This window comes from Neisseria sp. P0008.S010, from assembly GCF_051962715.1.
GTDB lineage: Bacteria > Pseudomonadota > Gammaproteobacteria > Burkholderiales > Neisseriaceae > Neisseria > Neisseria elongata.
Genome location: NZ_JBQCVA010000028.1, coordinates 22,415 through 31,372, shown reverse-complemented (window position 1 = coordinate 31,372; position 8,958 = coordinate 22,415). Strand labels below are relative to the sequence as shown.

Genomic DNA, 8,958 nt, shown 5'->3' with positions numbered 1-8,958 from the left:
GTAGGGTTTGCTGCATATTCTGAGATGTTGCCACAAAGTGCCGCCGTTGCTTTTGTCTTGACGAAGGTAGCGGTAAACGGTGTTGTGATGGAGTGTAATCCCGTGGTGTTTATGCAAGTAGGCGCACACTTATTAGGGGCTGAGTTTGCGGCAGATAAGGGTGTCGACGTGTTGAATGAGCTGCGAATCGAGCTTATAGGGTTTTCGCTGGCGCTGTTTGGTCAGTCGGCTTTGCCGTTGGGCTTTATCGGTGCTGTATTGCTGTCCTTGGTTGCAGTGCCGCCTGATTTCGCGGCTGATGGTGCTTTTGTGGCGGTTGGGCTGTTCGGCGATTTCGGTGACGGTGCGGTGGCGGGACAGGTATTGGATAGGGTATCGTTCGTCTTGGGTCAGTTATGTGTGGCTCATGGCAATCTTTCTTGCAGGAAAGGCCGTATGCTGCCGCATACCGGCCTTTTTCTGTTATGGAAAGTTGCACTTCAAATGCAAATCCGCCGCCGTCTGAAAAACATACTCCCGAATAAAGCCGTATCCGCAGAGGCCGTCTGAAAGCTACAATAACGCTTTTTCAGACGGCCTTCAAACATGACACCGCTTTCCTTGCTGTACCGCGCCCTTTGGCAAATCGCCCCGCCGCTTATTCGCCGCTACCTCCGCCGCCGCGCCGTCAAAAACCCCGCCTGCCTCGACTATTGGGACGAACGCTTCGGCCGTCCGCATCCCGCGCCGCTGCAAAACGCCATCTGGCTGCACGCCGTATCCGTGGGCGAAACGCGCGCCGCCGAACCGCTCGTCCGCAGCCTGCGCCGCCGCTTTCCCGACGCGCCGTTGCTGATTACCCAAATGACGCCGACGGGGCGCGAAACGGCGGAAAAACTGTTTCCCGACGCGCAATGCCGCTACCTTCCCTACGACCGTCCCGATTATGTGGCGCAGTTTCTCGACGAACACCGCCCGCGCTTCGGCATCCTGATGGAAACCGAAATTTGGCCGCACCTCATGGCCGCCTGCCGCGAACGGAACCTTCCCTTATTTCTCGCCAACGCCCGCCTGTCGGAAAAATCGCAGCGCGGCTACCTCAAAGCCGCTTCCCTTATCCGCCCGGCCCTGGCCGCCCTGAAAGGCTGCTATGTCCAAACCGAAGCCGATGCAGGCCGTCTGAAAAGCTTGGGCGCGGCCGACCCGAAAGTGTGCGGCAACACCAAATACGACATTTCCCCGCCGCCCGAACAGCTGGAGAAAGCCGCCGAATTCAAACGCAAAATAGGCGGCAGGCCGACGGCGGTATGCGGCAGCACCCGCTTTTACCGCGACCAAGACGAAGCAGAACTGCTGCTGCGGGCTTGGCAGTCCTACCGCGGCGATGCCCTGCTGGTGATTGTGCCGCGCCATCCCGAACGCTTCGAAGCCGTTTTTCAGACGGCCTTAATGCTGGGTTTCCGTGCGCAGAAACGCAGCGACGGCCAAGCAGTGGCTGCCGATACGCAGGTTTGGATAGGCGACAGCATGGGCGAGCTTTATGCCTATTACGCCGCCGCCGATGCCGCCTTTGTCGGCGGCAGCCTGGTGGACAGCGGCTGTCAGAACATCATCGAACCGATTGCCTGCGGCCTGCCGACCGTGTTCGGTTTTTCCACCTACAATTTCGAACAAGCCTGCTGCAGCGCAACCGAGGCGGGCGCGGCCGTTCAGGTGCGCGATGCCGACGAATGGCGCAAGATAACCGAACAATGGCTTTCGGACGACCGGCTGCGCCGGCAGGTATCGGACTGCGCGGAAGGTTTTATCCGCCGCCACCGTGGCGCAAGTGAAACCATCGCCTCGCTGATTGCGGAGGCCGTCTGAAAATATAATCCATCGGATAAGGACGCTTTATATCGCCATCAGCTGACGCAAGTCTGACGCGCAGGCGGGAGTTTGGACTGTGCGACAGATTCTGAGCGTTTCTGAAAATCCGATGCCTGGATTCCCGCCTGCGCGGGAATGACGAATTCTGCCGTGGGCGGTGTGAGCGGCGCGTTCGTGTTTGGATTTTCGCTTGCACGGATTGGTTAAGAATCCGGGCGTTTTACAGTCAAAACGCCCGCCGTATATCACGGCGGGCGTTTGTTTTTTTCAGACGGCCTTGAATTCAGATTTCAAGTGCAACACTATGGTACCAGCGGTTGGAACAGATTCAAAAATAAAACACTTGGCGTTTCGCAGCCAAGAGTTTTTCTCGGCCGGTGATTCAACTCATCTTGAACCCTGCGTATCTCCCGATCACTGATGTTTCGGAAGTCGGTTTGTTTGGGGAAATATTGCCGGATGAGTCCGTTGGTGTTCTCATTCAGCCCTTTCTCCCAAGAATGGTAAGGGCGGCAAAAATAGGTTTCCGCCTTCAATGCTTTGGCTATTTTGGTGTGCTGGTAGAACTCTTTGCCGTTATCCATGGTGATGGTGTGCACTCTGACTTTATGTGCCTTTAATGCCCTGACGGCTGTCCGGGTAATGGATAAAACCGCTTACGTCTAGCTTGTCATAGCTGCTCAGACTATCGGTATAAACAATGCTGTCCGGCATGATTTTCTGTTTGCTAACAGGCATCAACGTATCGGACTTGGCATTATTTACGACAACGATATAGACCCGTCCGTTACGTTTCAGGATGCCAAAGACAACTACTTTCTTGCCTCACCGCGACCACGTCTGCCTTTACGCCGTCCGCCGAAAGAGCTTTCGTCCAGCTCGACGGGACCCTCGAAACCTCATCGGCAGCCAAGGCCAGATAATGGCTGATGACCATACGGATTTTGCGGTAGAACAGGACTGCCGAATTGGGATGGATACCCAAAATATCGGCGGCAGAACGGGCGGTAACTTCGAGTACAAAAAACCGGAGCAGTTCTTTCTGTACTTTTTTATTTAATTTGCAGTGTGTTATCTTCATATTCCGAGGGTAACATATCTGCTAATCTAGTACAGCCCCGTTTGGTCAGCCGGCTTTGCCGTTGGGCTTGTTCGGCGCTGTATTGCCGCCCTTGGGTACGATGCCGCCTGCTTTCGCGGCTGATGGTGCTTTTGTGGCGGTTGGGCTGTTTGGCGATTTCGGTGACGGTACGGTGGCGGGACAGGTATTGGATAGGGTATCGTTCGTCTTGGGTCAGTTGTGTGTGGCCCATGACAATCTTTCTTGCAGGAAAGGCCGTATGCTACCGCATACTGGCCTTTTTCTGTTATGGAAAGTTGCACTTCAAATGCGAATCCGCCGCCGTCTGAAAACACCTTCAGACGGCCTCTCCGATTTCCAGTATCATCACGCCTTTACACAACCGCAACCAAACATGAAAAAAGCCAAACGCTACCCCTTCCTCAAACTGCAACGGCAACGCTTCACCCTGCATTTCGACAACCAATCCTCCGCCGCAGGCATCCCCTCCGAGCGCGACTTCTACCGCTGGGCATGGCAGGCGGTCAAACAACACCACCGCCGCGCCGACATCTCCCTGCTCCTGCTCGACGAAGAACCCGCCCGCGCCTGCAACCGCGATTACAGAGGCAAAGACTACGCCACCAACGTCTTGAGCTTCGCCCTCGACGAAGGCGAAACCATGTACGCCCCCGCCCTTTCAGACGGCCTGCACGGCGATTTGGTCATCTGCCCGCAAGTCGTCTTCAAAGAAGCCGCCGAACAAGGCAAAACACCCGAACAACACTTCGCCCACCTCACCATACACGGCGTTTTGCACCTGATGGGCTACGACCACATCGAAGATACCGAAGCAGAAGAAATGGAAGCCCTTGAAACCCGCCTGCTAAATCAGTTAGCATACCCCGACCCATACTCACAGGACGAACAATAATGGATGACAGCCCGTCGAAACCCAACTTTTTCGAACGACTCATCAGCCGCATCAACGGCGACGCACCTGATACCGCCGAAGGCGTATTGGCCCTCCTGCGCCAAGCGCACGAACAACAGGTATTCGACACCGACACCCTGCAACGGCTGGAGAAGGTACTCGACTTTGCCGAACTCGAAGTGCGCGACGCCATGATTACCCGCTCGCAAATGAGCGTCATCAAATCGACCGACAGCCTCGAACGCATCATCCCCTACGTCATCGAAACCGCACACTCGCGCTTTCCCGTCATCGACGGCGACAAAGACACCATCCTCGGCATCCTGCACGCCAAAGACCTGCTCAAATACGCCTTCAACCCCGAACAGTTCAACCTCGAACAACTCCTGCGCCCCGCGTTTTTCGTTCCCGAAGGCAAATCCCTCAACGCCCTGCTCACCACCTTCCGCGAGCAAAGGCTGCACATGGCCATCGTCATCGACGAATACGGCGGCACATCCGGCCTCGTTACCTTTGAAGACGTCATCGAAGAAATCATCGGCGACATCGAAGACGAATTCGACGAAGACGATTCCGCCGACAACATCTTCGCCGTTTCCGCCGAACGCTGGCGCATCAACGCCGTCACCGAAATCGAAGACATCAACGCCTTCTTCGGCACGGACTACCGCAGCGAGGAAGCGGACACCATAGGCGGGCTGGTCATCCAAGAACTCGGCCGCCTGCCCGTACGCGGCGACAAAATCATCCTGCCGCCGCTGCAATTCACCGTCGCCCGCGCCGACCACCGCCGCCTGCACACCCTGATGGCCATGCGTGTGAAGGAATAAATCCGCGGATACAAAACGAAAGGCCGTCTGAAAACCGGAAAACGGTTTTCAGACGGCCTTTATCATTATTTTCGTTACATCAGGCTGTAAAGCGGGTAACCCTTGGGCACGACATGTGTCTTCCCGTTATACGGCATCGGGTATTTCTGCTGCCGGTATCGCTTCTTGCCCTGCGTTCCGCTGAGTGAGGCTTCAACCGCCCACACATCAAATTCGGGCTTCAAGCGGCGGTTAAACGAAACATCTGCGTCCAAAGAGGTTTCCATTTCTTCGCAATGGCGCCGCTCCCGCCCTTTGTATACTGTGCAATTTCCGTAATAAGCCCCGTTGTCCAAACCAGTCGGAATGTAGCTGTTGGCGATACGGTTGCGGTTGTCGCTGAACAGCAAAAACAACCCTGTCACTGTCGAACCTTGTCCGGTATAGGCCGTTTCGACGGCATAGCCCCAATTTTGCCCGCCTACCTGCATAAACCGCCAATCTTCGGCATCGGGCGTTTTACCCCACGCGCCGACTTCATCTTTGCCGTGCAGCTTGATTGCCCACTTGCCGCCCTCCTTCTCCAAAACGAACACTTCTGCCAGGCCGGACGAGGCATGCGAATCATTTATCCGTTTTTCTTCAAGGTCGTAGGCAAAACCCGTATAGAGTTCGTAGCGCGTGGTTTTGCCGTTGCGGGTAACGGTATGTCCGGCCGCGCGTTTCATACAGTAGGCCGTATTTCGAAGACTCTGACTGCCCTTGGGCGGGTCGGACAGTTGGCATTTTTCGGCCGCCAAAGGGCGGTTGTAATGCTGTTCGATTACATGACCGATGGCAGCATCATCGGCAGGTGCCGCCAAAGCCGGCATGACCAATACGGCCGGGATAAGGGTAGAAACGATGCGTTTCATTCAAAACTCCTGATTTTGTGTTTGATGCGTAGAACGGACAGTCAAACGGTTGCCCTGCCGCAGTGGGCAAAGAAAAGGCTTACGCAAAGCCTGCCGCTCCGTTCGTCCGCAAAAAAATTGCGGCGTGTTTCAGGCAAAGGCCGTCTGAAAACCGAAAAATCGTTTTTCAGACGGCCTTTGACAAAATTCAGCCCCATGCGGCAAGAAATTCGCGCCAATGTTCCTGCCCGTCCGCCAGCGTTTGCAAATAATTTTTCAGACGGCGGATTTCCTGCTCGTACTCGTCGCCGTCCAACGCGCCGCTCATCAGGCGGAAACGCAGGTACATCAAATAAGTATTGGCCGCATCGGTTTCACAGTAGTCGCGGATTTCTTTCAGACGGCCTTCATGAAACGCCTGCCAAACTTTACCGCCGTCCATGCCCAATTTTCCGGGGAAGCCGCACAGCTTGGCCATATCGTCCAAAGGCACATTGGCACGGGGCTGGTAGAGGGCGAGCAAGTCCATCAGGTCGCAATGGCGGTTGTGATAACGGCTGATGTAGTTGTTCCATTTAAAATCGCGGCTGTCGCCGAAGTCGCCCTCGCCCATGTCCCAATAACGGGCGGCCGTGATGCCGTGTATCAGGGCGCGGTAGTGCAGAACGGGCAGGTCGAAACCGCCGCCGTTCCAGCTCACCAGCTGCGGCGTGTGCGTTTCAATCAGCTCAAAAAAACGCGCAATCACCGTTTCCTCGTCATCGCCGATTTCACCTATCGTGCCGACGTGGATTTTGTCCTGCCCCCAACGCATACAGCAGGATATGGCCACCACCTGTTGCAAATGGTGTTGCATAAAATCGCTGCCTGTCCGCGCACGGCGTTTCTGTCGGGCGAATTCCACCACCTCCGCGTCCGCTACTTCCGATGGTAAGTCATATAGCGTGCGGATACCGCGCACATCGGGAACCGTCTCAATATCGAAAGCCAAAATCGGTGTCATACTCGTATTCTCGCTGGGAATCTGACCATAATTGAGCGGATTGTGCAGCAAGGCGCGACTTTTGTCATGCAAAATACTTAGCCCTGCGCGCTTTTTTTCGGCATAATACCGACCCGGCGACAACGCCCGAATTTTATTGAGAAAACGAAAGCCAACATAAATATGAAAAGAAACACCCTCACCGTCCTGGCTGCCGCCCTGCTGATTGCCGCCTGCGGTCAAAACCAGGTCGGCACAACCTCAGCGCAAGCTGCCGGCAAAACAGCCATCGGCTCAGGCTCGGCGAACGGCAAAATCGATGCTTCCGTCGAACAAACCATCCGTGGAAAATTAGAAAAAGCCTATGTCGAACAGCAAGTTAAAGTACTGTCTGTCCACCCTACCCCGCTGGACAACCTGTATGAAGTCGTCTTAAGCGGCAAAACCGTCATCTATACCGATGCCAAAGGCGACTACATGATTGTCGGCGACTTCATCGACATTAAAAACCGCAAAAGCCTGACCGACGAGCGCACGGCACAATTGAGCGCGGTCGAATACGACAGCCTGCCTTTCGACATGGCGATTAAAGAAGTGCGCGGTAACGGCAAACTCCAAGTAGCCGTCTTCTCCGACCCTGATTGTCCGTATTGCAAACGTCTGGAGCACGAATTTGCCAAGATGACCGATATTACCATCTACAACTTTATGATGCCTTTGACCGGCCTGCACCCGGACGGCGCGCGCAAAGCCCAACAGATTTGGTGTCAACCCGACCGCACCGCCGCTTGGACGAAATGGATGCGAGAAGGAAAAATGCCGCCGCAAGTTCCCGTATGCGACAACCCTGTCGATGAAACCACTTCGCTGGGCGAACAGCTCGGCTTCCACGGCACTCCGGCCATCGTTTTCCCCAATGGCCGTACACAGGCCGGTTATACGCCAATGCCGCAACTGGAAAAAATCATCAAAGACAATCAAAAATAAGCTGAAAAGCATACAAAGGCCGTCTGAAACCTATTTCGAGGTTTTCAGACGGCCTTTTTACTTTTCAAACTATGCGCTTCAAATCCAGCCCAGCGTATTGGCGAACACCAGCAAAATCGCCACCGGTGCGAGGAAGCGCAGGGCGTTGAGCCACAGCACAATCAGGGCCTGCGGCACGCTGCTGCCTTCGCGCATGTGCGCCAACACATCGCTCTTCTGCCGTATCCAGCCCACAAACACCGCCACCAAAAGCGAGCTGATCGGCATAATCAGCGCGGTAATCATGTAGTCCCACAGGTCGAACAGCGTTTTGCCGAACAGCTTCCATTCGGCGAGCACACCGAACGAGAGCGCGGAGGGGATGCCGACAATAAAAATTGCCGTGCCGATTATCCAAGTGGTTTTGCTGCGTTTGCTTTCGTCTTCGCGGATGGCGGCGGCAATCACGGTTTCCAGCATGGAGAAGGCGGAAGTGAGCGTGGCAAATACCACCAGCAGCATAAACACGGCAAACAGAATTTGCCCCAACGGCAGCTTCATAAACACGGCGGGCAGCACCACGAAAATCAGCCCCGGCCCCTGCCCCGGCTCAAAGTTGAAAGCGAACACAGCAGGGAAAATCACCAAACCGGCCAACAGAGACACCAGCAGGTTCATCCACATAATGCTGTTGCCGGAGCGGAACAAATCCTGTTTTTTATCCAAATAGGCGGCATAAGTAATCATGGTGGATACGCCCAGGCTCAGTGCAAAGAAAGCCTGTCCCAGCGCGGTAAGCATGGTTTGCGGCGTGAAGTGCGACCAATCGGGCTTGAGCAGGAAGGAGATGCCCGCCATCGCGCCGTCCAGCGTGAGCGAACGCACAGCCAGCAATAACAGCAACACAAACAGCGCGGGCATCATGTATTTGTTGGCGCGTTCGATGCCTGCCGCGATGCCGCTTTTCACCACCCATACCGTCATCAGCATAAACAGCCCCTGATAAGCGATTGAGCCGACGGGATTGGAAATCGTGCTGCCGAACAGCGCGTTGAAATCCGCATTTTGGTGGATGTTGCCGTCAAACGCGTGCACCACATAATTCAGCACCCAGCCGCCCACCACGCTGTAAAACGACAGCAAAATAAAGCAGGCAAACACGCCCATACGCCCGATCCACGGCCACAGGCTGTTCGGCGCGAGCGTTTTAAACGCATCCACCGCGTTTTTGCCGCTTTTGCGGCCGATATAAAACTCGGCCAGCTGCACCGGCAAGGCCACCAAGATGGTGAACACCAAAAACATCAACACAAACACCGCGCCGCCGTTGGTACCGGCGGTATAGGGGAATTTCCAAATCGCGCCCAAGCCGATGGCGGAACCGGCGGCAGAGAGGATGAAGCCGATTTTGGACGACCAAGAAGCAGGGGTTTTCATAAATGTAATAACCTGTAAAGACCAACGAA

Annotated in this window: 7 protein-coding genes and 4 pseudogenes; 4 read left to right on the top strand and 7 right to left on the bottom strand. The window is 55.2% G+C overall.

The genetic code is table 11. The annotated features are described in order from the left end of the window. Nucleotides 1-393, bottom strand: a pseudogene (locus ACTHSL_RS08230) (helix-turn-helix domain-containing protein); the annotation flags it as partial. A gap of 192 nt (nt 394-585) precedes the next feature. Between ACTHSL_RS08230 and waaA the strand changes: the two are divergent. Then, on the top strand, nt 586-1,845 hold the full coding sequence (gene waaA, locus ACTHSL_RS08225) for a lipid IV(A) 3-deoxy-D-manno-octulosonic acid transferase (protein ID WP_440381034.1): 1,260 nt from the start codon (nt 586-588) through the stop codon (nt 1,843-1,845). Nucleotides 1,846-2,150: 305 nt separating this feature from the next. Here waaA and ACTHSL_RS08220 read toward each other — a convergent pair. From ACTHSL_RS08220 to ACTHSL_RS08210, 3 pseudogenes are all read right to left on the bottom strand, one after another. Next, nucleotides 2,151-2,477: pseudogene (locus tag ACTHSL_RS08220) on the bottom strand (IS30 family transposase); the annotation flags it as partial. 10 nt (nt 2,478-2,487) lie between these two features. Next, a pseudogene (locus tag ACTHSL_RS08215) lies at nt 2,488-2,929 on the bottom strand (IS1595 family transposase); the annotation flags it as partial. Between the two features lie 39 nt (nt 2,930-2,968). Continuing rightward, nucleotides 2,969-3,161, bottom strand: a pseudogene (locus ACTHSL_RS08210) (helix-turn-helix domain-containing protein); the annotation flags it as partial. Nucleotides 3,162-3,323: 162 nt separating this feature from the next. On the opposite strand from ACTHSL_RS08210, the gene ybeY reads away from it, so the two are divergent. Then, nucleotides 3,324-3,842, top strand: a complete 519-nt coding sequence (ybeY, locus tag ACTHSL_RS08205) for an rRNA maturation RNase YbeY (protein WP_440381035.1) — start codon at nt 3,324-3,326, stop codon at nt 3,840-3,842. Further along, complete coding sequence (locus ACTHSL_RS08200) at nt 3,842-4,672, top strand: HlyC/CorC family transporter (protein WP_440381033.1); 831 nt, start codon at nt 3,842-3,844, stop codon at nt 4,670-4,672. The genes ybeY and ACTHSL_RS08200 overlap by 1 nt, the downstream gene beginning before the upstream one ends. A gap of 74 nt (nt 4,673-4,746) precedes the next feature. On the opposite strand, the gene ACTHSL_RS08195 is transcribed toward ACTHSL_RS08200, so the two are convergent. Together ACTHSL_RS08195 and ACTHSL_RS08190 are read right to left on the bottom strand one after the other, a co-directional pair. Beyond that, nucleotides 4,747-5,565, bottom strand: a complete 819-nt coding sequence (locus ACTHSL_RS08195; protein ID WP_440381032.1) for a hypothetical protein — start codon at nt 5,563-5,565, stop codon at nt 4,747-4,749. A gap of 187 nt (nt 5,566-5,752) precedes the next feature. Further along, nucleotides 5,753-6,547: a 3'-5' exonuclease gene (locus tag ACTHSL_RS08190; RefSeq protein WP_049251820.1), complete on the bottom strand. Its 795-nt coding sequence runs from the start codon at nt 6,545-6,547 to the stop codon at nt 5,753-5,755. Nucleotides 6,548-6,709: 162 nt separating this feature from the next. On the opposite strand from ACTHSL_RS08190, the gene ACTHSL_RS08185 reads away from it, so the two are divergent. Then, on the top strand, nt 6,710-7,513 hold the full coding sequence (locus ACTHSL_RS08185) for a DsbC family protein (protein WP_440381031.1): 804 nt from the start codon (nt 6,710-6,712) through the stop codon (nt 7,511-7,513). Between the two features lie 78 nt (nt 7,514-7,591). Here the strand turns inward: ACTHSL_RS08185 and ACTHSL_RS08180 are convergent, their stop codons facing one another. Then, a complete protein-coding gene (locus tag ACTHSL_RS08180; protein ID WP_440381030.1) occupies nt 7,592-8,929 on the bottom strand; it encodes a sodium-dependent transporter in 1,338 nt (445 codons plus the stop codon). Between the last annotated feature and the right edge of the window lie 29 nt (nt 8,930-8,958).

Excerpts from the sequence above, each read along its gene's own strand:
- waaA (WP_440381034.1), top strand. The coding sequence starts at position 586 with ATGACACCGCTTTCCTTGCTGTACCGCGCCCTTTGGCAAATCGCCCCG.
- ybeY (WP_440381035.1), top strand. The coding sequence starts at position 3,324 with ATGAAAAAAGCCAAACGCTACCCCTTCCTCAAACTGCAACGGCAACGC.
- ACTHSL_RS08200 (WP_440381033.1), top strand. The coding sequence starts at position 3,842 with ATGGATGACAGCCCGTCGAAACCCAACTTTTTCGAACGACTCATCAGC.
- ACTHSL_RS08195 (WP_440381032.1), bottom strand. The coding sequence starts at position 5,565 with ATGAAACGCATCGTTTCTACCCTTATCCCGGCCGTATTGGTCATGCCG.
- ACTHSL_RS08190 (WP_049251820.1), bottom strand. The coding sequence starts at position 6,547 with ATGACACCGATTTTGGCTTTCGATATTGAGACGGTTCCCGATGTGCGC.
- ACTHSL_RS08185 (WP_440381031.1), top strand. The coding sequence starts at position 6,710 with ATGAAAAGAAACACCCTCACCGTCCTGGCTGCCGCCCTGCTGATTGCC.
- ACTHSL_RS08180 (WP_440381030.1), bottom strand. The coding sequence starts at position 8,929 with ATGAAAACCCCTGCTTCTTGGTCGTCCAAAATCGGCTTCATCCTCTCT.